We start from the raw sequence: 26096 nt of genomic DNA on the forward strand, positions 1-26096 counted from the left end.
TTGGATCAGTAGCTCAGCGCAACCCCAAGACTGCCCAGGGCCTTCCAGTAGCCAGGGTAGGTCTTGGCGACGCAGTCCGGGTCTTGAATACGCACCCCCGACACCTTCAGGCCTGCCAGGGCAAAGCACATGGCGATGCGGTGGTCGGCGTGGGTGTCGATCAGCGCAGTGCACGAGGTGCCGGCCAACGCAGGATCACTGGCGACGAGCAGGTCGTCACCTTCGATGGTCGCCAAACCCGGGCGGATTTCGTTGAGACCGTCGTGCAGCGCCTGTACGCGATCACATTCCTTCACGCGCAGGTTGGCCAGTTCGGTAAAACGCACCGGGGTGTTGTTGAACGCGGCAAGCACCGCGAGGGTCGGGATCGCGTCCTGCATTTGCGAGCCGACGACGGTGGCCTGCATGTGCGGGAACTGGGCGATCACGGCTTGTGCCTTGGCGTCCGGCTGGGTGAAGTCTTGCGCGGCGACGCCAATGTCGATGTGGCCGCCGGTCAACACTTCAGCGGCCCACAAGTAGGTGGCGGCGGAGGCGTCGGGTTCGATCAGGTAATCATGGGCGGTGTAGCCGGTCGGGGCCACGCGCCAGGTGGTGTCGTCAACCGCGTCCACTTGAGCGCCGAACGCGCGCATGCAGTCCAGGGTCAGGTCCACATAGCCACGGGCGCCAATGTCTTTGCCGGTCAACGCCACTTCAATGGGCGCTTCGCCGCATGCGGCAAGCATCAGCAGGGCTGACACATATTGGCTGGACAAACCGCCATCGATTTCAAACCGCTTGGCCTTGATCTTGCCCACGCCATGCACGGTCACGGGCGGGCAGCCGGTCGGGCTATCGACGCGGATGCCGTTCTGGCCAAGGGTCGCCAGCAGCGGGCCGATCGGGCGTTTTTGCATGTAGTCGTCGCCGTCCAGCACCACCGTGCCTTCGACCGTCGCCACGGCAGCGGTGAGAAAACGCATCGCGGTGCCGGCATTGCCCAGAAACAGCGGTTGCGTTGGCAATTGCAGTTTGCCTGCGCCGGTGACCACGAAGGTGGTCTCGTCCGGCTCGTCGATGGTCACGCCCATCTGGCGCAGGGCCACCGACATGTGGCGGGTGTCATCACTCTTCAAGGCGCCGCTCAGGCGGCTGGTGCCCTTGGCCAGGGCTGCCAGCAACAGGGCACGGTTGGTAATGGATTTGGAGCCGGGCGGCGCGACCTTGCCGTTCAGGGGGAAATTAGGCGGTGTAACGGTCACGGTTTTCTGCGAACTCAAGGTACAAGGCTCCTGATCAAGGCAAGGTGGTGCGCAGTGGCGCGACGGACGGACGGAATAATCAGCCAAACACGCCACGCTTGTCGAGCAGGGATCGTTGTACGGCGCGTATTACGGCGCCATCAGCCCATTCACTGCACCGTAGGTGAAGGCCTTGAGGTCTTGGGTGTGCAAGGTGCCGGTGCGCAGGAAACCACCCGCGAGCTGGTGCATGGCCCCATAGAGGAACTCGGCGATGCTGGAACCCGCCGTCAAGCGCCGCACACCCAGCGCTTGCAGGCTTTCGGGAGTGGGCAGGTTGGCCCAGGCCAGTACATTGACGGGCAAGGGCGTGGCCTGGCACAGCTGCCGGATTTCGTGTTCAATGTGGATGCCGGCCGCGAACAAGCCGTCTGCACCTGCCTGCTGATAAATGCTTGCGCGGCGCACAAGCTCTTCCAGGCGTTGAGCCTCGGGGGCCAAGCCCTTGAGGTACACATCGCAGCGTGCATTGATAAACAGCTTCACCCCGCAGCGATCGGCGATCTGGCGCGCCACTTCGATCTTGCGCGCCAATAGTTCAGGCGAACCGGCACCGTCTTCCAGGTTGATGCCCACGGCGCCGGCCTCGATCAGCGCTTCCACGAGTTGGCCGACCTGCTGCGGATCGTCCGAATAACCGCCTTCGATATCGACACTCAGGGGGACATCGATAACCCGCACGATGGAGTGCACAGTGCTGACCAGCAGCGGCTGCGGCAACTGGTTGCCATCCTTGTAACCATGCGCCCACGCCACGGCGGCGCTGCTGGTGGCAACGGCCTTACTGCCCAGTTGCGCCACCAGGCGCGCACCGCCGGCGTCGGCGACATTGGGCAGGATCAGCAAGGTGTCGCGGTGAAGGGCGTGGAAGGCGTCGGCGTGTGCGGGCATGGTCAATCAGTCCTTTGAGCGAGCGTTTTTTATTGAAGGCGCTTTTGATACCAAGAATCGGAGGACGGCCGCAACGAATAACCTAATCCAGGTCGACATTTCCTACATCGGTGTCGACTTGGTGTCTTATCCCTAACGCAGCGTGTAGCCGTACCGCTCGTTACCGGGTAGGACTACTGCCAAAATTGATGCAGGACAAAGGCCTTTACTCCGCGAAACTGAGGCGAAGTATGAAGTTTCCGAGAGAAGTGCCTGCTGGACAATAAAACGCAGCGAGGTAAGTTCGAAGCGTGCCCCATGACGGGGCATATTCAATCAAGGAGTGAATGAAATGAACAAACCCGAGACTCAACTCAGACATGGTCGCGTCGTGACGCCGGCCAGCCGTGGTTCCGTGGCAGTGGAACGCGGGCTGTTGGGCAACTGGCAAGTCAACGAAATGGAAGGCGGCAAGAACTTCCCGGCACTCACCGCCGGGCCTTTCCCAGCACCCTATGAAACCGACGACCCCAGCGTAACGCCACCTGCCGATGGGTATATCCTGAGCGGCGGTAAAACCGACGACCGTGACTGCATCAACTTCACCGACGAGGAAATGGGCAAAAAGCTCAATACCCCGTTTAACTGGCCGTTGCTGAATGTCGAGGCCGGCCAGGTGTTCAAGGTGCAGTGGGAATACACCGCCGCCCACGTCACCCGTGGCTATCGTTGGTTAATCACCAAGGATGGCTGGGACCCCAAGCAGCGCATCAGCCGCGCTCAACTGGAGGCCAAGCCGTTCTTTGAAGACTTTTACACCCAAGTGCCTTACTACCAGCACGCCGACGAAATGAAAGCCAAGGTCGAACACCAGGTCACCCTGCCCAAAGGCAAGAAGGGCCGGCACGTAGTGGTGTTGATGTGGATCGTGGCCAACACCGGCAACGCGTTTTATCAGGCGTTTGACCTGGACTTCAAGTAAGTCCGATTAACGCTTGCTCAACCAGTAATCATGTAACGCCCGCACGGCCGGTTCGATTTCGCTGACCTGCTGTTGATGGGCGTTTACATCCAGGTCCGCCGGCAACTCGAAGTTATCCTGCTCGGCGCACCAGGAAATTTTCTCCAACTGCGTGGCCTGTTCGGCCGGCAGTTCCGGCCAGTTGCCAATCGCGGCACCACGGATATAGCCAAAGCACCATTCTTCAGCGAGCGTTACGGCCTGGCCTTGATGTTCGGTGTCATCGAAGCGTGCCTTGAAGTTTTGCGTATCGGTTGCCAGTTGCGCCGCCAGGGTATTCATATGGCGCACGCACAGCTCCAGGAAGCGCTGGGCCTCTTCGGCACTCTCCCACGCCGGGTTCTGCCCACCCCAGATCGCCGGGAACCACTCACCGACTTCCACTTGTGCCGGGCTGGACACCAGCGCGGTGAAATAGCCGTCGAGTTCGGCCAGGTTCAGCACCGAATGATCGTCGCCGTACTTGAGCAAGGTTTCTTCGATGAATTCGAAATCGGCAGGGGCGAGAGGTTGGGCGTGCATGGCATTTCCTTTGAGCGTCGAACGCCGCTGATGGGCGGCTTAAAGCGCGAAGGATGGCGCCTGGGCCGGCTTTTTTCCAGCGTTTTTGCCGGGTTTTACCTGCGACGTTGGCACAGCTTGCTCACGCACGTTGCGCCCACCACTGCGAGAATGATCGGCACCAGAAAGTCATGGTCGATGCGGGTAAATTCCGCCACCAGCACAATCGCGGTCAGCGGCATGCTCATGCTGGCCGCCAGGAACGCCGCCGCGCCAATGATCGCAAACGCCCCCAGCGGCACGCCGGGCCACAGCAGGCTCCAGGCGCCGCCGAGGATGATCGCCAGCAATGCGCCGTTGGCCAGGCCCGGCGTCAGCAGACCGCCTTCGGCCCCGGCGCGCAGGCTGCTGGCGGTGATCAGCACCTTGACCAGCAGCAGAATGGCGGCCAGGCCGATGCTCAGTTCATTGTCGAAGCCCAATTGCGCCGGGCCTTTGCCATTGCCGAGAATTTGCGGCAGCAGCATCGCCAGCCCACCGATAATCGTGAAGTTGATCACCGACAACACCGGTAAACGCCAGCCGCGCGCGGCATTGGCCCTGGCGGCGCCGGTAAGGCGGGTAAAGCCATAGGCGGCCACGCCAAACACTGGCCCGCAGACCACCGCCCAGGCGATCAATGCCGGGCTCAGCGCAAAGTGCGGCACCTCATATTGCGATTGCGCGCCCAGACCGATCCACGCCACTGCCGCGCCCAGCGCCGAAGTCGTCAGGGCAATCACGGCCGCCGGCCAACTGAATGCCCCCACCAGCACTTCCAGCACAAACACCGCGCCGCCCAACGGCACGTTATAGACTGCCGCCAGCCCGGCGCCCGCACCGCACGCCACGATCAAGCGGTGCATGTCGGGTTCAAGCCGCGCACGTTGCGACAACCACGTCGCCGCCAATGCGCCGACTTCACGCGGCGCCACTTCACGCCCCAGTGGCGAGCCAAGGGCCACGGTGATGATCTGCAGCACGCTGTGGGCGAGGGTGGTCTTGGGCGGCATGCTCGGCATGCTGGGCGATACCGCCTGCTTGATACTCACTAGTGGGCGACCGTAGCGATAAATCGTCCACCAGCCCAACCCGGCCACCACACCGCACACCACCAGCACCCACACGCGGCGTTCCGGCGGCGCAGCGGTCACGCCCCATAAAAAGGTTTCGTGGCTGACCAGGCTGTCGAGGCTGTAACCGTAGGCCAAATGCTGGATGCCATGCAGCAGCAACGCCAGGAGCATGCCGCCCAGACCCGCGCCAATCCCGGTCAGCACGACGACCAGGGCCAGAATCAACGATGAACGAAACGTGGACGGCATACACGGCTCCAGGCAAGGGCCCTGATTGTATAGCCGATAAGTCGCGCTTTCGGGATGAAATGTAACGGCGCTGCATGAACCTGCCGCCCACGCCCTTTCATTACGTTTGCCAGTCCCGTTTTTGGCTGATGCGCCGTCGCGCTCCCTTGTTATAGTTCGGGCCTTATCACTCGCCAGTCAGGGATCACTGCCATGTCCGAATACCAAGCCTTCGTCGTCGAACTCACCGGCAACGTTGCCCATGTGCAGATCAACCGCCCGGAAAAGATCAATGCGATGAACGCGGCGTTCTGGACCGAAATCATCGACATCTTCCAATGGGTCGAAGACACCGACGCCGTCCGCGCCGTGGTGCTCAGCGGCGCCGGCAAGCATTTTTCCTCGGGCATCGACTTGATGATGCTTGCCTCGGTGGCCAACGAGTTCGGCAAGGACGTAGGCCGCAATGCACGCCTGCTGCGCCGCAAGATCCTGGAACTGCAAGCGTCCTTCAACGCCGTCGACAACTGCCGTAAACCCGTACTGGCGGCGATCCACGGCTACTGCATTGGAGGCGCTATCGACCTGATCAGCGCCTGCGACATGCGCTACGCCGCCGAGGATGCGCAATTTTCCATCAAGGAAATCGACATCGGCATGGCCGCTGACGTCGGCACCTTGCAACGCCTGCCGCGCATTGTCGGCGACGGTATGTTGCGTGAGCTGGCCTACACCGGCCGCCAATTTGGCGCTGAGGAAGCGCGCAGCATCGGCCTGGTCAATCGCGTGTATTCGGACTATGAAAGGCTGTTGGCTGGCGTCATGGAAATTGCCCAGCAAATCGCCGCCAAGTCGCCGATTGCCGTGGCCGGCACCAAGGCCATGATCAGCTACATGCGCGACCACACGGTCAATGATGGTTTGGAATACGTTGCCACCTGGAACTCGGCTATGTTGCAATCCAACGACCTGCGTGTGGCCATCGCGGCCCATATGAGCAAGCAGAAACCCGAATTCGTGGATTGACCGACATGACCCCAGGCTGGATTACCACAACGCTGCTCGACAACGACGCCCCCGGCGGCTGGGCCGTCGCCCGCAGCCGCGAAGGCTTTTTGCATGACACCAACGGCCCGCTGTTTCCCAGGGAATGGCTCAAGCGCCAGGACCTCTCGGTGTTCGCCGAACATGGCATCGGCCACCTCGATGGCGAGCCGGTGTACTTGCTTGAGCTCAACTCGGCCAGTGATGTGCCGGGTTGCAGTTGGCAGGGTTTGCGCGGCTTCATGCTGCAAGGCGACCACACGCTGTACAAAGTGTTGGGTTACGCCGCGCAGATCGGCACATGGGCGCGGGAACATCGGTTTTGCGGCAGTTGCGGCCAGGCCATGGTCCAGGTGCCACGGGAGCGGGCGATGTATTGCCAGGCGTGCGACCTGCGCAGCTACCCGAGGATTTCGCCGAGCATGATCGTGCTGGTGACGCGGGGCGACGAGATCCTGTTGGCACGCTCGCCACGCTTTGTCAGCGGTGTCTACAGCACCCTGGCCGGGTTTGCCGAGCCGGGTGAATCCGCTGAAGACTGCCTGATTCGCGAAGTACGCGAAGAAGTGCAGGTGGAGGTCAAGAATATCCAGTACATGGGCAGCCAATGCTGGCCGTTCCCACACTCGATGATGCTGGGGTTCCATGCCGAGTACGCCGGCGGCGACATCGTGCCCCAGGCCGACGAGATCGAAGACGCGCAGTGGTTCAACATCCACGACCTGCCGCCGTTGCCGGCGTCACGCTCGATTGCGCGCTACCTGATCGACCTCTACCTGGCTCGGCGCTTAGGCCACGCTGAACCAGTGCTGCCAGGCTAGGCGCACGGTCAGGCCGAGCACCACGGTGATAAACACCGGGCGAATGAATTTGGCGCCGCCGCTGATCGCGCTGCGTGCGCCAAAGAACGCGCCACCCATCACCGAGAAGCCCATCGCCAGGCCGACGATCCAGTCCACCGAACCGTTGAAGATGAACACCGACAGCGCCGCCGCGTTGCTGACGAAGTTCATGCTGCGCGCCACGCCGCTGGCTTTGACCAGGTCGATCGGGTGCAGCAGCATCGTGCTCACCGTCCAGAACGCGCCGGTGCCGGGCCCGGCCACGCCATCGTAGAAGCCCAGGCCGAAGCCTTGGGTGGACTGCCATTTCTTCTTGATGGGTGCATCGGCATCCAGCGGCGCCTTGGGCGTGCCGCCGAACAGCAGGTACACACCGCAACCGAACACGATTACCGGGAGCATTTTGTTCAGGGTTTCGGCGGGCAGGTAGTGGGCGACCACCGCACCGGCCAGGGCCCCGATCAGGGTGCCGACGATGGCATGGACCCATTGGCGCGGGTGAAACAGTTTGCGCCGGTAGAAGGTGAAGCTCGCGGTGGCGGAGCCGAACGTCGAACTCAGTTTGTTGGTGCCCAGTACCAGGTGTGGCGGCATGCCGGCGGTCAGCAGGGCCGGCGTGGTGAGCAGGCCGCCGCCGCCGGCGATGGCGTCGATGAAACCGGCGATAAAGGCAACGACGGCGAGAATGGCGAGGGTGGTCAGGTCAACGCTGAGTTCGAAGGGCATGGGCAGGGCTTATTATTGGCAGGGCGCAGCGAAGGGGCTGTACCGAAGGCCAGTATCTTACCTGTCTGATGAAGGCAGAACCAAATGTGGGAGCGGGTTTGCTCCCACCTTTTAAATCCTGCCCACTTTATTAACGGTGTGTGCCTAACCACTCCAGCGCGGTGCGCCACACACAAATCCCGAGGAAGTAAGCCGACATCAGCGACCACAGCCCGAACGTCCACGGGTTGGTATTCGGGTAATCCACCACCATCAAAAAGCTGCACAGCAACCAGATCGTGGTGACTGCGATATTGATCGGCATGAACCGCTTGACCCGGAACGGGTGCAGGAACTTCATGGGGGTCACCGTCAACAGCGCCAGGCCGATCACGGTCAGCAACGTGACCCAGGCTTGCGGCTGGATGATGTAGACGCACAGGGCAACCACGTTCCACGCGGCGGGGAAGCCGACAAAGTAGTTGTCCTTGCTCTTCATATTCACGTTGCAGAAGCAGAACAACGACGACACCAGAATCACCGAAACCGTGAACAGGTGCGTAAAGTCCGGCAGGTCGATATAGCGGTAGATAAACAGTGCCGGAATAAACACGTAGGTCAGGTAATCAATCACCAGGTCCAGCACCGAGCCATCAAAGCTCGGTAATACCGTACTCACATTCACTCGGCGCGCCAGCGAGCCGTCGACACCATCGACCACCAGCGCAAGGCCCAGCCACAGCAGGCAAGCCTTGGGTGAGTTTTCCAGTAGTGCCAGGGTGGCCAGGAAGGCCAATACCACACCGGTGGCGGTAAAGCCGTGGGCGCCCCAGGCTTTGAGTCTGGCTACATGCAGGGTCGATATCACGGGCGGTTCTCCAAAAGGTCAAACGGGGCAGCCGACGACGTAACGCCGTCGAGTCTGGCCAGGGGATGCAGGTATCGACCGGGAAGGGGGGGATAAGGTTCACCCTCCCGGTATATCACTTAGCGTAGCAAGCGTAGGACGTTTCGGCATCAGCCCTGACGGAACACCAGCGCCTTCAGACCACTTTGAGGGTCGATATCCGGAAATTCCGGTGGGTTCTCCAGCCGCTCGACAAAGCGCAGGCCCGGTGCTTCGCGGGTTACACCGTCAATCAGGAAGTCTTCGCCGAAGGCCGGGTCGTTCATGCAGGCCAATACCGTGCCTTGCGCCGTGAGCAAATCCGGCAGGCGGCGCAGTACGCGCTGGTAGTCCTTGGTCAGCAGGAAGCTGCCTTTCTGAAAAGAGGGCGGGTCGATGATCACCAGGTCGTAGGGGCCACTGTTGGTGACTTTGGCCCAGGACTTGAACAAGTCGTGGCCCAGAAAGGTGACCTTGCTCAGGTCGTGACCATTCAGGCGATGGTTGTCGCGCCCACGGCTCAGGGCACCACGGGCCATGTCCAGGTTCACCACATGGTCCGCGCCACCTTCGATGGCGGCCACCGAAAACCCACAGGTATAGGCGAACAGGTTAAGCACGCGCTGGCCCTTGGCCTGCTCGCGGACCCAGTTGCGGCCGTAGCGCATGTCAAGAAACAGCCCGCTGTTCTGTTTTTTACCCAGGTCGATCAGGTAACGCAGGCCACCTTCGGTGATGGTCAGCTCATCCATCGCTTCGCCCACCAGCCATTCGGTGGTGCTCTGCGGCAGATAGCGGTGTTGCAGGGCGACCGTATGAACACCGAAGCGAGCCCAATCAATCTGCACCAGTTGCTGCTTCAAGGCATCCAGTTGCTCCGTCTCTTTGAACAGGGCAACCAGCACCACGCCTTGCAGCCAGTCCACCGTCAGTTGTTCCAGCCCGGGCCAGCAGCGGCCACGGCCATGGAACAAGCGCCGGGTTTCAGCCGGCGCGCCGGCCAGGGCGGTGAGCAAATGGGCGTGCAAGGTAGCGAGTGCGTCTGGGTTCATCATTCAGCGTCGGTCTTTGAGCGGGCGGCATTTTAAACACAGTTACGGGTTTCAGGGGGGGCTGGAGCACATCGTGCTGGGAAAGCACGCCGGGCGATCAATTGATATGCCCAGAATTACGGCAACTGGTGCGGCACAACGTGAATCTTGCGGTCTTCCAATGCCGGCGCAGACGCTGCGCGTCGAGCACCTCCAACGTGCTCGCCATCACCCGCACCCGTAAATGCTTCAGGTGCAGCCAAACTTCCTGTTCTTCATCGGCGTTGTAGCCATTCCACTGAATGACTTCATGGTGATAACGCTTGCAGCCTCGGCAGACAAGGTCGCTGTAAACCGTGGAGCACAGGCCCTATGCAAGGTGTCTTGATGGTTTGATTGGGTATAAGGAGCCTGATCTATAGGTAAAGCAAGGTAATGGTGATTTAAAACCAGACGTTTTAAATATTGTGACAAAAGTGCTAACGCATTTTGTTGGCGTTTCTTTGTTGTCGGGGGGCAAAGATGGTTCTAGTTCTGAAAGGGTAACAACCATTAAAACTACACTCAAAGCTTTGGTCTATTGGCTGGCTGCACTTGTGTATCAGCCAGTCCTCCCGCTTGGTGACCTTCATCGAACCTACGCCAGTCGAGCCCACAACTTGGATTACGTGTAGTTTGAACGCAGGGACGTCCCTACACGTTTATATGCGCGATGCGTTCAAGGACCAGTCGGCACTTGATGCACATTTTTTACTGTGTACTTTCAGCGGTTCGCCGCAAAGGCGGCTGATGTGCTCAGCCAACCCCTGTAGCTGATATTTTGGAACGGGAGTCAAATTAAAACTGCCCACGGGCCGCTTATTACGGTCCATGGGCCAAAAGCTAGTTTCCAATATCACCAGAAACACACCTTAGACTTGTACTTAGCCCTTTGGTGGAAATGGGTCATCTCCGTAGGTATTGCGCTCGCGAATCTGGCCATTCTGTCCATGGATGAACATTTCGCTCTCCTGGTTTATTGCGATTTCGCGTGCAAGTTTAATAGCTTCTGCTTGAGTACCAACGACCTTAGTGGCTTTTGAGTTGCCTGCGCCTTTTACGGCCCAGTCGTTGCCATGAGGTACTACATGTTGATTTTTTTTGGCCATGATTAATGATCTCTTCAGATTTGGTGTCTGAGCGCTGGCAATTAATTTGCCGGCTCGTCGGATTAATTTGGAGCCCAAGATATGGATGCAAAATCTTGTCTCCGACGATCAGCCATTGACACCGCTTGACGGTCCTCCATAATCACGCCCCGCATTTCCTCAAATGCTTTCGTGATTGTGGTTTTCCCCAATCGCGGCTCGTATAGGTGGGCTTTGTTCACCTTTACGATCAAGACCCACAGCAGTCGCTCGAACGATTGCTGTGGGTTTCTTGTTTCTGGTCCCTTCTTTTTCAGTCCTTCGATGGCACACTTGGATGCTACTTGTGCCTAGGTGTCACTGCAGTCGTAGAGGTCAGTCCCAGCTTAAAGCGCCGCCAGTTTGATACTCGATCACGCGGGTTTCGAAGAAGTTTTTCTCTTTCTTCAAGTCCATGATCTCGCTCATCCACGGAAACGGGTTAGTCGTTCCTGGATACTCTTCCTTCAAGCCAATCTGCGACAAACGACGATTCGCGATGAACTTCAGATAGTCTTCCATCATCGCCGCATTCATGCCCAGTACGCCGCGCGGCATGGTATCGCGCGCATATTCAATCTCCAGCTGCGTCCCTTGCAGGATCATCTGGGTCGCTTCTTCCTTCATCTCAGCATCCCACAAGTGTGGGTTTTCGATTTTGATCTGGTTGATCACGTCGATACCGAAGTTCAGGTGCATCGACTCGTCGCGCAGAATGTACTGGAACTGCTCGGCGACGCCGGTCATTTTGTTGCGGCGGCCCATGGACAGGATCTGGGTGAAGCCGCAGTAGAAGAAGATGCCTTCGAGGACGCAGTAGTAGGCGACCAGGTTGCGCAGCAGTTCTTTGTCGGTTTCGACGGTGCCGGTTTCGAACTTCGGATCGGAGATCGAACGGGTGTACTTCAGGCCCCACGCGGCTTTTTTAGCCACCGATGGGATCTCGTGGTACATGTTGAAGATCTCGCCTTCATCCATGGCCAGCGATTCGATGCAGTACTGGTAGGCGTGGGTGTGGATCGCTTCTTCGAAGGCCTGGCGCAGGATGTACTGGCGGCACTCCGGGTTGGTGATCAGGCGGTACACGGCCAGCACCAGGTTGTTCGCGACCAGGGAGTCGGCAGTGGAGAAGAAGCCGAGGTTGCGCATGACGATGCGGCGTTCGTCGTCGGTCAGGCCTTCCGGGTTTTTCCACAGCGCGATGTCGGCGGTCATGTTGACCTCTTGCGGCATCCAGTGGTTGGCGCAGCCGTCGAGGTACTTTTGCCAGGCCCAGTCGTACTTGAAGGGCACGAGTTGGTTGAGGTCGGCGCGGCAGTTGATCATGCGCTTTTCGTCAACGGCGACGCGGGCGGCGGAGCCTTCCAGCTCAGCGAGGCCTTCGGCGACGTCGAGTTTGTCCAGGGCGGCCTTGGCGCGGATGATCGCAGCGGAGTCGTTGGCAGTCACATTGCGTGCTTCCAGCGCAGCAGCGGCGCCGGCACCGTCGAGGCGGTCCATGTTGGCTTCGCTGGCGTGGCCGGCATTGGCGCCTTTGATCACCGCTGCACCGGTGTCTTCGTTGTCGACTTCATCCCAACTCAGCATTGAAATACTCCTTCCTGTTCTGTTTTGACGGCGTCTAAGCCCGTCCAAAAATATGCGTTTTGCAGGCTACTAGGCATTGAAATACTGCGCGTAGTGTGGTCAGTAAATACCGATGCTGCACACTATGTAGTGGTCTGTTCTGTTTGTGGGCACACTATATGGTGTGTAACAAACCAGGTCAACGGCACAAGCGGGCACCGATCGTCGCAGGGGCCATGAGCAAAACTCACACCCCTATGACTTTTAATGGTTACGGCCGCCTCAACGCCCAGTGCTAAAAATTCGCCAACAAGCTCCCCATAACAACAATGAGCGTTTGCGAAAATGAAATCACTTGATCTGTACATCGGCGAAGGCTTCGAAGGCCCAGGCGTCAATGCTGCCCACATCAACATCCTGATCGGCCCACGCAATGGCCCTGCCGGCCAAGCGTTCGCCACCAGCCTCGCATCCCCAAGCCAGGGCCATTGCCCGTTCATGGTGATTGCCCAGCCGAATATCCCGGTCAAACCCATGACCCTTTACGTCAACAAAGCCGCCATCGGCAGTGACCTGCACGGCAATGCCACCTGGGGCGCGTCCCAGGCCGGGATCGCCAAGGCGGTGCTCGAAGCCTTGCTCGACAGCACGTTGCCGCCGGAAGCCGAAGACGAGTGGGCCATCGTTACCGCCAACTGGGTTAACCCGGCCTGCGATGACCTGGACGCCGTCTACCTGAATAACTACAACGCCTGCCGCACCGCGATCCGCGCCGCCTTGACCGGCACACCGCACACTGCGCAGTTGGCCGACGTGGTCAACCACATCAGCAATCCTTTCTACACGCCCAAGGCCTGAGGAGACTGCCATGCACTACATCCGTTTGGGCAACTCCGGCCTGCAAGTCTCGCGCCTGTGCCTGGGCACCATGAACATGGGCACCCCGGATTGGAAACCGTGGATCTTCGATGAGAAGCAAAGCGAGCCGATCGTCGCTCACGCTCTGGACAACGGCGTCAACTTCATCGACCTGGCTGACTTCTATTCGGCGGGTGTCGGCGAAGAAGTGGTGGGGCGCATCCTCAAGCGCGTGGCACGGCGTGAAGACATCGTGGTCACCACCAAAGTCGGTTATGGCACCCGCAATGGCATCAACGCCAGCGGCCACTCGCGCAAGCACATCATGGACAGCATCGACGCGTCCCTCCGCCGGCTGGGCATGGATTACGTCGACGTGTTCATGCTGCATTACTTCGATGTCAATACACCGGTCGAAGAAACCATGGCCGCGATGAACGACATTGTGCGTTCCGGCAAGGCCCGTTATATCGGCGTATCGACCATGCTCACCGGCCAACTGGCCAAGATCCTCATGGCCTGCGAGCGCAATGGTTGGGTCAAGCCGATCAATATGCAGCTGCAACTGAACTGCGCCTACCGTGAAGAAGAGCGCGAGATGATCCCGTTCTGCCGCGACCAGGGCCTGGGTGTCTCGGTGTTCAGCCCGCTGGCCCGTGGCTTGCTCACCGGCGAAGTGCAGTCGACCCGCAACCAGACCGACTTCTTCACCCAGCAGATGTACAGCGACCAGGCGTCGTTCGACATCGCCCATTCGGTGCAACGCGTGGCACGTGCCCGTGGCGTGTCGAATGCGCAGATCGCCCAGGCCTGGGTCGCCAACCATCCCGGCGTCGATGTGATGCTGGTGGGCGCCGACACCACCGCGCAATTTGACAGCGCACTCGCGGCCCTCGACACCCAGCTGGATGCCGAAGAACTGCACGAGCTGGAACGCAACTACACCCCGTGCGATGTGATCAACGACTACACCGCCGGCAAGCGCATCCTGCGCGAGGCCCGCCCGGGCCTGGACCGTTTCAACCTGATCGAGGCCGTGGCATGAACCCGCTGATCCGTACTGGCAACTACATAGATGGCCAATGGTCCAGCGGTGGGCCGACGTACCCGGTGCTCAACCCGGCCAATGGCGCCTTGATCGCAGACGTCCAGCGCGCGGGCGCGCAAGCCACCGACCTGGCCATCCAGGCCGCCAACCGCGCTTTGCCGGCCTGGCGCAAGCTCACCGCCAAGGAGCGCAGCCAGCGCCTCAAGCGCTGGAGCGAACTGATGCTGGGCCACCAGAAGGACCTGGCCCAACTGCTGAGCCTGGAACAGGGCAAACCCCTGGCCGAAGCGATGGGCGAAGTGGTCTACGCCGCGAGTTTTCTGGAGTGGTTCGGCGAAGAAGCCAAGCGCGCCTATGGCGACGTGATCCCGACCCACAAGGCTGATGCACGCATCATCGTGACCAAGGAAGCAATTGGCGTGGTGGCTGCCATCACCCCGTGGAACTTCCCGCTGGCGATGGTCACCCGCAAAGTCGGCCCGGCGCTCGCGGCCGGTTGCACCATGATCCTCAAGCCTTCGGAAGAAACCCCGCTGTCGGCATTTGCCCTGGCGGTGCTGGCGGAGCAGGCGGGTATTCCGGCGGGTGTGTTCAACATCGTCTCCGGTGATGCCGTCGCCATTGGCGGCGCACTGCAAGCTTCCAGCGTGGTGCGCAAACTGTCATTCACCGGCTCCACCCGCACCGGCAAACTGCTGATGCGCCAGGCCGCCGACACGCTGAAAAAAGTTTCGCTGGAACTGGGCGGCAACGCGCCCTTCATTGTGTTCGACGATGCCGACCTGGAGGCCGCCGTCAAAGGTGCCATGGCCTCCAAGTTCCGCAACACCGGGCAGACCTGTGTGTGCGTCAACCGCTTCTTTATCCAGGACGGGGTGTATGAGGCCTTCACCCACAAATTGGCGGAGGCGGTCAGCGCGATGCGTGTGGGCAGCGCGTTGGACGGCGAAACCGAACAGGGCCCGCTGATCAACGCGGCGGCGCTGGCCAAGGTTGAAGCCCATGTCGGCGATGCGTTGGAGAAGGGCGCCAAGCTGCTGTGTGGCGGTCGTCGCCACGCGTTGGGGGGCACCTTCTTCGAACCGACCATCCTGACTGAAGCCCATGGCGATATGTTGATCGCCCGGGAAGAAACCTTTGGGCCGGTGGCGGCGTGCTTCCGTTTCAAGGATGAGGCCGAGGTGCTGCAACGTGCCAATGACACGCCGTTCGGGTTGTCTGCGTATTTCTACAGTCGTGATATCGGCCGGGTGTGGCGCATGGCTGAAGGTCTGGAGGCCGGCATGGTGGGTATCAACGAAGGGATTATCTCTACTGAAGTCGCGCCGTTTGGCGGTATCAAGGAGTCTGGGTTGGGCCGTGAGGGTTCCAGGTACGGGCTGGATGATTATCTGGAGATCAAATACTTGTTGATGGGGGGCTTGTGAGACAACGTCGCTCTAAGGTGGGCGCTGGCTTGGCTGCGGTAGCGGGGTGTTGGGGGTGTTGGGGGTGTTGGTGTACATATCCGTTGCTGCGGTAACGGCGGCTTAGGGTTCCGCCCTTACGGCGGGTCACTTTTTTACAAAACGCCTAAAAAAGTAACCAAAAAACGCTTTGCCCCACCACTCGGTGCCTCGCCTAGGCTCGGCATGCCCGCACTCCGGCTTGAATCCGTGGGCCGCCGCAATGGGCCATCCTTGGCCCAGTGCGGCTAACCCGGCGTCCTGCCGGGTTACCCACGGATTCAAGCCTGCGTTCGGCCATCGTGGTTAACGGGGCCTGTCAGATCAAAATCAAAAGCAGAGCACGGCGGCCTGGTAGCCGACCTGAGTGGTAGAAGCAAAAGCCAGGTCAAGGTCCGGATCAAGAGCTGCTTTTCTGTGGGAGCTGGCTTGTCGGACCGCCGAACCGCTGCGATGCAGACACCTCGGTATATCAGGCATAAGCAGTGGATGCCATTGCAGGCAGGCCAGCTTCCATGGAGCCCATCGCCGCCATTACCCAAACAATGGCTATGTAGTCGCTATCAAGGGTTACGCACTCGGTTCAACCACTCGGTAAACAACCGAACCTTGGATAACCCTTGCTTGTCCGCCGCCACATCCAGCCAATAACCATACGGGCCGATCACTTCCACCGCGGTGATCGGCAATAAACTGCCAGTAGCCAGTTCGCGCTCGATCATTTGCCGGTCTATCACGGCCAGGCCGCCGCCAGCCAGGGCGGTGTGTATGACTTGGTCCAGGGTGCTGAATTCCAGGCCCTGGCCCGCGTCGATGTCGTCCCGGCCCATGGCGGCCAGCCAGTTTTCCCAGACCTTCAAGCGCTTGCCGTCGTGCAGGATGTGCAGCAATGGGAAACGCTGCAGGTTGGGCGGTTGGCCGTCGCTGAACAGCTCCGGGCTGGCCACGGCGATGTGGCGTTCCATCACCAGCAATTCACTGCGGCAATGCGGGTCTGGTTCAAGGCCGAAGCGAATTCGGCAGTCGATCTCTGCCAGGCTGTCATGGCTGTTCTGATGCGTGACGCTGAGGTTGATAGCCGGATAGCGCTCGCAAAAGCGTCGTAAGTGCGCCGACAGCCAGCGCGTGGCCCAGGTCGGCGGCGCGACGATGCGCAGGCGCTGGCGCAGGTTGGGTACGCGCACGGCTTGCAGGGCGCGTTCGATATGGTCGAAGGCGTCGCTCAGGTGCGGGGAGAGGGCGAAGCCGGCTTCGGTCAGGGACAGGCCCTGGGGCGTGCGGATGAAGAGGGCGACGCCGAGGTAGTCTTCCAATTGTTTGATCTGGCGGCTGACGGCGCCTTGGGTCACGTTAAGGCCCACGGCAGCCTGGCTGAAGCTGCGGTGGCGGGCGACTTCTTCGAAGATGCGCAGCATGTTGAGAGCGGGCAGTTGGCGCATGAAAGGACTTCCACACTGGTTGTTTTTAGAGTGCCTGTAGCGGCCTCTTCGCGAGCAAGCCCGCTCCCGCAGGAGGAATGCATTCCAACTGTGGGAGCGGGCTTGCTCGCGAAGGCTTCAGTGGTATCGCCTCCGATTAGAAGTAGTACCCAATGTTCATATACAGCTGATTCTCCCACTGGTTACTCCCACCCGCACCCAAGCTCTCGGTATAGCTGCTGCCGCCGATATACGGATCGTTCTTGCCAATCAACCACTCCGTCGCGACCCACAACTTGCTCACCGAAAACGACGTGCCGAGGATCACCCGCTGCGAGGTCTTGAACTGACTCTCGGATTTATCAAACGCACTGTAGTTGGCATACAGCTTTACACCGCTGATCTGGTCAAACAGGTATTTGCCGCCCACGTCGTAGCTCAAGTCCGCCACGTATAAATTACCCCGGCTGGCTACGTTGAACGTCCCGTCGTAGCCACCCAAGGTGACGACGCTATTGGTGCCCGGGTTGCGCGGTGACATTTGCTGGCGCGCCGCCTGCAATTGCACGCCCCACGGGCCGTTCTTGCCCAGGTAGTGGATTGCCACGGCGTTGCGGCGGCCGTCGTCGTTGGTGTCTTTGTTTTCCAGCGTGGAGGTCAGGCCGGAAAGCCCGACTTCGGATTTCCAGTTGCCCAGCTCCAGGGCCTTGGCCACCCGCACCACCACGGTGTTGCGCTCCTGGTTGTTGCTGCCGTCGCCCACGTAGCTGTCGGCTTCGGAGATCACGCTGGAGTAGGTCACGCCCTTGCTGGTGCCTTTGCCTTGCCACGCCGGGCGCAGGTAGTAGCCGGCCTGGATATTCCAGTCGCCGCTTTGCTGGATGTATTTGGCGCCGACCTGTTGCACGTCTTCCAGGCCGATGACGTTGCCCAGGGTTTCGTAGAAGGTGCTGCCAAAGTACGGCTGCAAACCAAACGGTACTGTGTTCAAGCCCACTTGCACCTGCTGGTTCGGGTTGAACTTGTAGCCGACCCACGCGAACTTGGCGAACTGAATATCGCCGTAGTTCTTGGTGTACTGGTACGGGTAGGAACGCCCGTAGAACCGGTACTGCGCCTCGCCGATCCAGGTGTCGGAGTTGTACTTGGCGCTGAGGAAGGCCGTGTCGAGGCCGAACTTCTGGATGTCGCGATCCGGGTCATAGTCCCAGCGTGCACGCACGGCGCCGCCGAGGTCGAGGTTGTCGGTGACCTGGTAGGCCATGGCCGGTGCCGCAAGGGCGCCGAGCACAGGGACCAGGGCGATGTAACGTAGGGTTGGTCGCATGGTTTCGCTCTCATTATTGGTTATTTTTTGGCAACAGCAGCCCGTTGCCGCAGCGAACGCTGCGACGCAGGGAAAGGGTGACAACTCAGTGCGCTGCGGGGCGGATCAACCTCAACGGCGGCCCGTCAGCCGGTAGTTGCGTCGCGCCCGGCGCAGCGGCAAGCAAGGCCTGGGTGTAGCTGTTCTGTGGTCTGAGCAATACCTGTTCGGCGCTGCCGTATTCCACCACTTCACCCTGGCGCATCACGGCGATGTGGTCGCTGATCTGCGCCGCCACGCGCAGGTCGTGGGTGATAAACAGGATGCTCAGGTTCAACTGCTGTTGCAGGTCGGCGAGCAGCTCCAGCACCTGTTTTTGCACCGACACATCCAGCGCCGAGACACTTTCATCGGCGATCAGCACTTCCGGGCGCATGGCCAGGGCGCGGGCGATGCCGATGCGCTGGCGCTGGCCACCGGAAAACTGGCGCGGCTTGCGCTTGAGCGCATCACGCTTGAGGCCGACCTGTTCAAGCAAGTCACCGGCCTCGGCCCAGGCATCCTTGGCCGACAACCCACGCAATTGTGCGGCGCGGGCGATGATGTCACCGACGCGGTGCCGTGGATTGAGCGAGCCGTACGGGTCCTGGAAGATCATCTGGATACGCCGCCGATTGGCCGCCAGGGCCGAACCGCGCAAGGCCAGAAAATCAGTGTCGCCGACCCACACATGCCCGCTGTCGCTGTCGACCAGGCGAATGGCTGCTTTGACCAGGGTGCTTTTGCCCGAGCCGGACTCGCCGACAATCGCCAGTGTTTTGCCGCGTGGCAGGTTCAGCGACACGTTGCGCAGCGCCGCCACTGAGCTGCCGCCGACGTTGTAGGTCTTGGTCAGGTTTTCGATGCGCAACGCCAACTCGCCATCCGCGCTCGGCGTGTGCAATTCCGGGTGCAGCGCCGGCACTGCCGCGATCAGCTTGCGGGTGTAGGCGTGCGCCGGGGCATTCAGCACTTGGTCGCGCTCCCCGATTTCCACCAGGCGGCCGCCTTCCATGACGGCAATGCGGTCGGCAATTTGCGCCACCACGCCGAAGTCGTGGGTGATAAACAGAATGCCGTGCTGGCCACGCCCACGCAGCTCGCGCACCAGTTTCAAGACCTGGGCCTGGGTGGTTACGTCGAGTGCCGTGGTGGGCTCGTCGGCGATCAACAAGTCGGGGTTCATCGCCAACGCCATGGCAATCACCACGCGCTGGCACTGGCCACCGGACAGTTGATGGGGAAAGCTGTTGGCAATGCGTGGCGGGTCGGGCAACTGGGTGGATTCGAGCAGCGCGAGCGTGCGTTCGCGACGTTCGCGCTGGGGCATTTGCGGGGCATGGATAGCGAAGATTTCTTCGACTTGCTTGCCGATCCGAATCGCCGGGTTCAGCGCCGCCATGGGCTCCTGGAAAATCATCGCAATGCGGTTGCCGCGCAGTTCGCGCAGGCGTTTTTCGTCCAGGCTGCAGATGTCGTCGCCGAGAAAATCGATCACCCCACCGGCATGCCGCAGGCCTTTGGCGTAATCGCCCATGATCGCCGCCGACAGCACTGATTTACCCGAGCCGGATTCACCGATTACGCAGAGGATTTCGCCCTTGCGTACGTCCAGGCTGATGCCTTGCACGGCGTGGCTGCGGTCGGCGCCGGCCGGCAGTTCGATCGACAGGTTTTGCACCCGTAATACTGGTTGTGGGTTCATGCTCAATTCCTTGCGCCTTGCTGGGCGTTTTCATCCAGGCCGTCCGCCAGCAGGCTCAAGCCCAGCATCAGGGTGGAAATGGCAATGCACGGGAAGATCACCAGGTGCGGGAAGGCGATGGCCATGGCGCGGCCGTCGTTGATCATGCCGCCCCAGTCCGGGGTCGGTGGCGGCAGGCCAAGGCCGAGAAAGCCCAGGGCGCCGATCATGATCGCGGTGTAGCCGATGCGCAGGCAGAAATCGACTATCAGCGGCCCGCCGCAGTTGGGCAGGATTTCCACGAGCATGATCCGCAGCGAACCCTCGCCCTGAGTGATTGCGCTGAGGACGTAGTCCCGCGAGCGGATGTCGATGGTCAGGGCACGCATGATGCGGAAAATCGCCGGGGCACTGGTGAAGGTCACCGCAATCAGGATATTCAGCGCCGACGCGCCGAGGGCGATGATGATCACGATGTACAACACCAGCACCGGGAACGACAGCACCGTGTCGGCCACATACGACAGCACGGCATCGACCCAGCCGTTGAAGTAACCGGCGCACAGGCCCATGGCGATGCCCACGGCGAACGCGGTGAGCGTGGCCAGGATCGACCAGAACAGCACGGTGCGGGTGCCCCAGATCAGCCGCGAGAGAATGTCGCGCCCGATCATGTCGGTGCCCAGCAGGAAGCTTTGGCCGTTGTCGCCGCTCGTCAGCGGGGTCAGCAGTGGGGTAAAGCTTTCCAGCGGATCATGGGGCGCCAGCCACGGCGCAAAGAGCGCGACCAAGACCCAGCCGCCCACCAGCAGCAGGCCGAGCAACGCCAGGGGATGTTTGAAGGCGTGCAGGCGATTCATTGGGCACCTCCGCCGAGACTGCGCAGGGTGATGCGCGGGTTGAGCCAGGTGTAGGCCAGGTCCGAGAAAATCTTGGTGATGCCCACCACGACGGCACTGACCATGGCGCAGGCTTCGATCAGGTACACGTCATGGTTCAGCGACGCGGTGTACAGCAACGAGCCGAAGCCCTTGTAGGCAAAGAACACCTCGACCACGATCACGTTGGACAGCAGCCACGGGATGTACAGCATGATCACCGTGATCGGTGCGATCAGCACATTGCGCAGGGCATGGCGCACGACGATGCGTGCGGTGGAGGCACCTTTGAGTCGCGCCGTGCGGATGTACGGCGACTGCATCACTTCCACCATCGACGCCCGGGTGATTCGCGCCAGGTAGCCGATGCCGAACAAGCACAACACCATCAGCGGCAGCACCAGTTCCACGGCGCTGAACCCCTCGCTCATGCTGCTGACACCCGGCAGCCAGTTGAGCCAGAACACAAAGATTGCCGAGACGAACACTGCACTGGCGAAATCGGGAATCGAGGTGGTGACAATCGACAGGAACGACACCAGGCGGTCGAGCGCCGAGCCCTGGCGAATGCCGGCGAGAATGCCCAGTGTCAATGCCACGGGCACCATCACCAGCAAGGCCAGCCCGGCAAGCGTCAGGGTTTGTGCCAGGTTGGGCAGCAACAGCTTGATCACCGACTCACGAAAGTACACTGAAGTGCCCCAGTCGCCGCTGACAAAGTCCTTGAGCCACACCAGGTAACGCCACACAAAAGGTTGGTTGTAGCCATGTTCCACCAGCCACGCCGCCCGCTGGTCTGCGGCGGAGTAGGGGCCAAGGACGTTGATGGCCACGTCTTCGATGTTCAGCTCCAGGGCCAGGAACACGATCAATGACACCGACAGCAGGGTCGCCACCAGCGCGAGTAATTTGCGCAATAGAAAATGAGCCATGGGTGCATGCTCCGACAAATATTGGGATGCCTGCCCGCGTGCGGGCAGGGCGTTTGCGCCTTAACTCAGGCGCTTAGCCACACGCTGCCCATGGGGTAGAAGTCGGAAGGGTGCACCTGGAAGCCCTGGACCTTTTTGCTCACGGCCGTGAACTTGTCGCCCCAGAACGGCTGCACGATCACGCAGGCGTCCTGCAGGATCTGCTCGACGCTTTGCATGGCCACGGCGCGTTGCTTGGGGTCGATGATGCCCATGGCTTTGTCCAGTGCGGCATCGAAGGCCGGGTCGCTGTAGTGGCTTTCATTCCAGGCGCCGCCGCCGCGGTAGGCCAACTCCAGGGACATCACGCCCAACGGGCGATGGGCCCAGTACGTGAGGCTGAACGCCGCCTTGTCCCAGATCGGCCAGTATTGGGCCGCCGGCACCACTTTGAGGTTGATGCGAATTCCGGCTTCCAGGCAGTTCTGTTGCAGGATCTGCGCACAGTCCTGTTCGTAGCGGCCCTGGGTGTTGCCGACGATCAGGTCGATGTCGATGCCATTCGGGAAGCCGGCTTCGGCCAGCAATTTCTTGGCCGTCGCCACGTCGCGGTTGCGCTTGGGCAGCGGGAAGTATTCGGGATGGGAAGGCGCCACATGGTGGTCTTCGCCCAGGGTGCCCATGCCGCGGTAGGCGATCTTCAGCATCTGCGCGTTATCGGCGCACAGCACCACGGCCTTGCGGATGCGCAGGTCGGTGAATGGCTTTTGATCGCAGGCCATGCGCATCACCACGGTTTGCGCGGATTTGCAGGTGAGCAATTGCGCGCCGGGCAGGCGTTTGGCGAGGTCCAGCTCGGCCACGGTCACGCGGTACAGCACGTCCACTTGGCCGGCTTGCAAGGCGGCGAGGTGGGTGGACACGTCGGTGCCCATGTCGATGTAGCGCAGCTCGTCGAGGTTGGCGGGCTTGCCCCAGTAATCGGCGCGTTTGGCGAACGTCGCCTGTTTGTTCACCGCGAATGCGACCAGCTTGAACGGCCCGGTGGCCAGCGGGTTTTTCGCCCAGTCATCACCGGCTTTGAAGCTGCGGTGCACGATGGCGCAGGTGAATGCGTTGAGCATCTCCGGGATCGCCAACATCGGCCGCTTGAGCTGCAGGCGAAACTGGTAGTCGCTGACTTTTTCGAAGGCCTTGATGTCCTGGAAGGCGGTGCGGTTGACCGACTTGGAGTCAGCGGCAATCCAGCGCTCGATGTTGTGCTGCACGTCGTCGACGTTGAAGCTGTCGCCATTGCTCCACTTCACGTCCTGGCGCAGGTTGAAGGTCCAGGTGGTGAGGTCGTCGGAGGGGCTCCAGCTTTCGGCGAGGTAGGGGTGAGTGATGTTATCGGCGTCGACCCAGGTCAGGTATTCCAGCGAGTTGCGCAGCAGGTTCGAGGCTTCGATCCAGGTGATCAGCATCGGGTCCTGGATTTCCTGAATCGCACAGGCAAAGCGCAGGCTGCCGCCTTGGCGGGCGGGTGTGCCGTCGGCGGCCTGGGCGTCGTTGCCGAGCAAGGCCGAGCCGATAAAGCTACTCGCGCTGGCCACGGTGATACCCAGCAGGGCGGCGGTGCGCAGGAATTGGCGGCGGTTGATTTCGCCACGTTGGACTTGGGAACACAGGTCATTTACGGCTGGATGCGGCGCGGCGCCGTCCAGGGTAGTCAACTCTTTCATAAGCCTCTCCGGTACTTGCGAATATGCGTTTTTGTTGAACCGCAAGGGTCAGTGGCAAGCGCCGCCAAGGCGCAGCACGGACCGCTGTGAAACCGGCAGAAGAACAAGGCGCAACGAAGTCAGGAGGCGGGCAATGGGACAGGACATAGGGCAGCTCTCATGTTGTTTTTATTAGAGATGCCCGCAGTTTTGTCATTTGCGCAAAGATCGACAAACGACAAATTCTGCGATGTAACGTTCTATAAATGCATGTTACAGGTCCTGCCCAGGCCCACCTGTCGCGCTAGACGCGTTCAGCGTGGCAACAGGCGCGGGTCGAACGGGTAATCGGAGAGCAACTCGATGCCGTGTTCGTGGATATAGATCTGTTCTTCAAGCTTCACGCCTTCGCCGCCGTCGTCGTGGCCGATGTAGCTTTCCACACAGATGGTCATGCCGGCCTCGAACACGCCGTCGTAACCCAGCGCGTCAATGTCTTCGCGGTGCACCACATAAGGGTACTCGCCGGTCATGCCAACCCCGTGCACCAGGGCGAAGTAGCGGTTGTTTTTGTAATGCTCGGGAATCTTCCAGGCCATCTCGGCGTATTCCTTGAAGCTGCGCCCGGCCTTGAGCATTTCGACGTTGGTTTGCACTTGCTCATAGGCGAGTTTGTACAGCTCTTGCTGCTTGGCGGTGGCGGCCTGGTCGCCGCACAGGAAGGTGCGCGAAAAGTCCGCGTAGTAGCCGAAGCGGCCGACCACGTCGGTATCCAGGGCGACCAGATCACCGGCTTCGATCGGCCGCGTGCTGCATTCCTGGAACCAGGGGTTGGTGCGTGGCCCGGAGGACAGCAGCCGGGTCTCGACGTAGTCGCCGTCGGTGGCGATCACATGCTGGTGCAGGTGCGACCACAGCTGGTTCTCGGTGATGCCGGGCGTCAGTTTGCTTTCCATCAACCGCACCCCGGCCTCGGTAGCACGCAGGCTCGCGCGGATCATCTTCAGCTCGTTGGGCACCTTGATGCAGCGCGCACGCTCCAGCGGTTCCTGGGCGTCAAACACCTGGTAGCCGAGCTTTTGCAATTCGAAGGCCGCCGCCGACGTGGCGCTTTCAATCGCGATGCGTTTTCCGCCACCGCACTTGCGCACCAACTCGTCAATCTCGGCGGCCCAGTCGGCAGTGACGTTGCCGAGAAAACTTTCACAGAAGTAATAAGAGATCGCCTTGGCCGGGCGCACTTCATCCACGGTATTGAGGGTTTCGGCCAAGTGCAGGCAGCCGCCGAACTCGAAGATCACCACCGGGCCTTCCGCCGGGATAAAAGCATAGCGCGCCGGGTTACGCGCCGAGTACACCTGCATATTGCGTGAGCCGGTGGCGTAACGCATGTGGGTAGGGTCGAACAGCACACAGGCGGCGTAGTCGCGTTTCTTCAGTTCGTTGCGCACCCGTTGCAGACGGTCCAGCTGGATCTGCTGGATTTCGTCATAGGTGGGCTCACAGTCGGCGGGGTTGCGGTTCGGGCCGGACAGACTCATGGGGTGTTCCTCGCAGGGCAAATACGGTTTTTAAGTTTTTTGGGGGCGAATCAGTCGAGCAACTGGTCGCTGCGCACCAGGTTGCGTTCGGCTTGCAGGTGGGCTTCGGACAGGCGTCCGTAAAGCTGTTTGGTGCGTTGGGCGCGGCCGATAATTCCGGGCTTTTCCGAGTAGGCGAAGATCGCCGTATTGCGCTCGGTGGCGCCTTCGACGCGGGTGACCCGGTGTACGGAGAAACGGCCCTTGAAAATCTGCAGGTCGCCCGGGTTGAGTGCCAGGTCCTTGACCCGCGAACGGTCCTCGCCGCGTACTACTTTGCCGACGGCACCGAGGTTTTCCTGGCTGCGCGAGCGGATCATCGGCGCGTATTCGAACAGGCCGCCGGCCTCGGGCTTCTGGGTCATCATGCTGACGATGAATTCGTTGGTGTCGAAGTGCCAAGGCTGCTCGGTGCCTTCGGGCATCACGTTGATGACCAGCCCGGCGAAGGGGTCGGCGTATTCGAAAATCTCCGGTTCGTCGAGGCAGGCGCCGATAAAGCGTTTCATCATTGGCGAGACATACAGCCGGTGGATGATTGCGTCGGGGGCGATCATGTCGCGGGTCACAAAGCCGCTGGTGCGCTCCATGAACGTGCGGCGCGGGTCATCCTGGGGCAGGCTGGCGTCGTCCTCGGTGAAGTAGGCGTTGACCTTGCGCACCGAATAAAACGTTTTGCCCGACAGTGCCTGGCCTTCCAGGCGCGCCTGTTCCAGCACTTCGGGGCGCAGGAAGTTCTTTAGCAGGCAGCAACCGTCCTCGGCCAATTCGGCGCGGGCATGTTCAATTAATGCCTGTAATTGAACATGGCCCGAATCATGTATGGGGTACAGCGCGGTATTAATGATGTCGCTGATATCACCGGTTTCGGCATCGGCAAGTTTAAGACTCATACACGGCTCCTGAAGTAGGGTGTTGTGTTGAGTGGATAGTTGCGTAAAGCGATTTGAAGTGGAAATTACAAGTTGTGA

Annotated in this window: 23 protein-coding genes and 1 pseudogene; 6 read left to right on the forward strand and 18 right to left on the reverse strand. The window is 60.6% G+C overall.

Features of this window, described 5'->3' with window-relative positions:
* Positions 1-5: 5 nt before the first annotated feature.
* Complete coding sequence (locus A7J50_RS13250; RefSeq protein WP_064452204.1) at positions 6-1262, reverse strand: 3-phosphoshikimate 1-carboxyvinyltransferase; 1257 nt, start codon at positions 1260-1262, stop codon at positions 6-8.
* 111 nt (positions 1263-1373) lie between these two features.
* Entirely contained in the window at positions 1374-2174 is an 801-nt protein-coding gene (locus A7J50_RS13255; protein WP_064452205.1) for an isocitrate lyase/PEP mutase family protein, read from the reverse strand.
* Positions 2175-2505: 331 nt separating this feature from the next.
* On the opposite strand from A7J50_RS13255, the gene A7J50_RS13260 reads away from it, so the two are divergent.
* Positions 2506-3135 carry a lytic polysaccharide monooxygenase auxiliary activity family 9 protein gene (locus tag A7J50_RS13260; RefSeq protein ID WP_064452206.1) on the forward strand — a complete coding sequence of 210 codons (630 nt, stop codon included), beginning with the start codon at positions 2506-2508 and terminating at the stop codon, positions 3133-3135.
* A gap of 6 nt (positions 3136-3141) precedes the next feature.
* On the opposite strand, the gene A7J50_RS13265 is transcribed toward A7J50_RS13260, so the two are convergent.
* Positions 3142-3696: a UPF0149 family protein gene (locus tag A7J50_RS13265; protein ID WP_064452207.1), complete on the reverse strand. Its 555-nt coding sequence runs from the start codon at positions 3694-3696 to the stop codon at positions 3142-3144.
* Between the two features lie 95 nt (positions 3697-3791).
* Complete coding sequence (locus A7J50_RS13270) at positions 3792-5039, reverse strand: chloride channel protein (RefSeq protein ID WP_064452208.1); 1248 nt, start codon at positions 5037-5039, stop codon at positions 3792-3794.
* Between the two features lie 192 nt (positions 5040-5231).
* On the opposite strand from A7J50_RS13270, the gene A7J50_RS13275 reads away from it, so the two are divergent.
* Positions 5232-6044 carry a crotonase/enoyl-CoA hydratase family protein gene (locus tag A7J50_RS13275; RefSeq protein WP_064452209.1) on the forward strand — a complete coding sequence of 271 codons (813 nt, stop codon included), beginning with the start codon at positions 5232-5234 and terminating at the stop codon, positions 6042-6044.
* Between the two features lie 5 nt (positions 6045-6049).
* Positions 6050-6883, forward strand: a complete 834-nt coding sequence (gene nudC / locus A7J50_RS13280; RefSeq protein WP_064452210.1) for an NAD(+) diphosphatase — start codon at positions 6050-6052, stop codon at positions 6881-6883.
* On the opposite strand, the gene A7J50_RS13285 is transcribed toward nudC, so the two are convergent.
* From A7J50_RS13285 to A7J50_RS13300, 6 genes and pseudogenes are all read right to left on the reverse strand, one after another.
* A complete protein-coding gene (locus A7J50_RS13285; RefSeq protein WP_053256300.1) occupies positions 6851-7630 on the reverse strand; it encodes a TSUP family transporter in 780 nt (259 codons plus the stop codon). The genes nudC and A7J50_RS13285 overlap by 33 nt on opposite strands.
* Positions 7631-7760: 130 nt before the next feature.
* Complete coding sequence (pcsA, locus tag A7J50_RS13290) at positions 7761-8477, reverse strand: phosphatidylcholine synthase (RefSeq protein ID WP_053256299.1); 717 nt, start codon at positions 8475-8477, stop codon at positions 7761-7763.
* Between the two features lie 149 nt (positions 8478-8626).
* Positions 8627-9547, reverse strand: a complete 921-nt coding sequence (locus A7J50_RS13295; protein WP_064454927.1) for a class I SAM-dependent methyltransferase — start codon at positions 9545-9547, stop codon at positions 8627-8629.
* Positions 9548-9666: 119 nt separating this feature from the next.
* Positions 9667-9930: pseudogene (locus A7J50_RS30655) on the reverse strand (DUF1289 domain-containing protein); the annotation flags it as partial.
* 519 nt (positions 9931-10449) lie between these two features.
* Positions 10450-10674 (reverse strand): DUF2188 domain-containing protein, encoded by a 225-nt coding sequence (locus A7J50_RS30660; RefSeq protein WP_082895881.1) that lies wholly within the window; start codon positions 10672-10674, stop codon positions 10450-10452.
* A 354-nt stretch (positions 10675-11028) separates the two neighbouring features.
* Complete coding sequence (locus tag A7J50_RS13300; protein WP_005788524.1) at positions 11029-12279, reverse strand: ribonucleotide-diphosphate reductase subunit beta; 1251 nt, start codon at positions 12277-12279, stop codon at positions 11029-11031.
* A gap of 324 nt (positions 12280-12603) precedes the next feature.
* Between A7J50_RS13300 and fae the strand changes: the two genes are divergently transcribed.
* The 3 genes from fae to A7J50_RS13315 are packed head-to-tail and all read left to right on the forward strand — an operon-like array spanning position 12604 to position 15591.
* Positions 12604-13116, forward strand: coding sequence for a formaldehyde-activating enzyme (gene fae / locus A7J50_RS13305; RefSeq protein WP_064452211.1), 513 nt, complete (start codon positions 12604-12606; stop codon positions 13114-13116).
* Between the two features lie 10 nt (positions 13117-13126).
* Complete coding sequence (locus A7J50_RS13310) at positions 13127-14161, forward strand: aldo/keto reductase (RefSeq protein WP_064452212.1); 1035 nt, start codon at positions 13127-13129, stop codon at positions 14159-14161.
* Positions 14158-15591, forward strand: coding sequence for an NAD-dependent succinate-semialdehyde dehydrogenase (locus A7J50_RS13315; RefSeq protein WP_064452213.1), 1434 nt, complete (start codon positions 14158-14160; stop codon positions 15589-15591). Before A7J50_RS13310 ends, A7J50_RS13315 begins: the two co-directional genes overlap by 4 nt.
* A gap of 581 nt (positions 15592-16172) precedes the next feature.
* Here the strand turns inward: A7J50_RS13315 and A7J50_RS13320 are convergent.
* The 8 genes from A7J50_RS13320 to A7J50_RS13355 form a co-directional block, all read right to left on the reverse strand.
* A complete protein-coding gene (locus A7J50_RS13320; protein ID WP_064452214.1) occupies positions 16173-17048 on the reverse strand; it encodes a LysR substrate-binding domain-containing protein in 876 nt (291 codons plus the stop codon).
* A 136-nt stretch (positions 17049-17184) separates the two neighbouring features.
* A complete protein-coding gene (locus A7J50_RS13325) occupies positions 17185-18354 on the reverse strand; it encodes a hypothetical protein (protein WP_064452215.1) in 1170 nt (389 codons plus the stop codon).
* Positions 18355-18439: 85 nt separating this feature from the next.
* Positions 18440-20077 carry a dipeptide ABC transporter ATP-binding protein gene (locus A7J50_RS13330; RefSeq protein WP_064452216.1) on the reverse strand — a complete coding sequence of 546 codons (1638 nt, stop codon included), beginning with the start codon at positions 20075-20077 and terminating at the stop codon, positions 18440-18442.
* Positions 20078-20079: 2 nt separating this feature from the next.
* On the reverse strand, positions 20080-20916 hold the full coding sequence (locus A7J50_RS13335) for an ABC transporter permease (protein WP_064452217.1): 837 nt from the start codon (positions 20914-20916) through the stop codon (positions 20080-20082).
* Positions 20913-21866 (reverse strand): ABC transporter permease, encoded by a 954-nt coding sequence (locus A7J50_RS13340; RefSeq protein WP_064452218.1) that lies wholly within the window; start codon positions 21864-21866, stop codon positions 20913-20915. The genes A7J50_RS13335 and A7J50_RS13340 overlap by 4 nt, the downstream gene beginning before the upstream one ends.
* 65 nt (positions 21867-21931) lie before the next feature.
* Positions 21932-23566 (reverse strand): ABC transporter substrate-binding protein, encoded by a 1635-nt coding sequence (locus tag A7J50_RS13345; protein ID WP_064452219.1) that lies wholly within the window; start codon positions 23564-23566, stop codon positions 21932-21934.
* Between the two features lie 293 nt (positions 23567-23859).
* The gene (locus A7J50_RS13350; RefSeq protein WP_064452220.1) at positions 23860-25086 is read right to left on the reverse strand and encodes a M24 family metallopeptidase; all 1227 of its coding nucleotides are present in this window, start codon (positions 25084-25086) and stop codon (positions 23860-23862) included.
* Between the two features lie 50 nt (positions 25087-25136).
* Positions 25137-26018 carry a hypothetical protein gene (locus A7J50_RS13355; RefSeq protein WP_064452221.1) on the reverse strand — a complete coding sequence of 294 codons (882 nt, stop codon included), beginning with the start codon at positions 26016-26018 and terminating at the stop codon, positions 25137-25139.
* Between the last annotated feature and the right edge of the window lie 78 nt (positions 26019-26096).

The organism is Pseudomonas antarctica, assembly GCF_001647715.1.
GTDB classification, from domain to species: domain Bacteria; phylum Pseudomonadota; class Gammaproteobacteria; order Pseudomonadales; family Pseudomonadaceae; genus Aquipseudomonas; species Aquipseudomonas antarctica_A.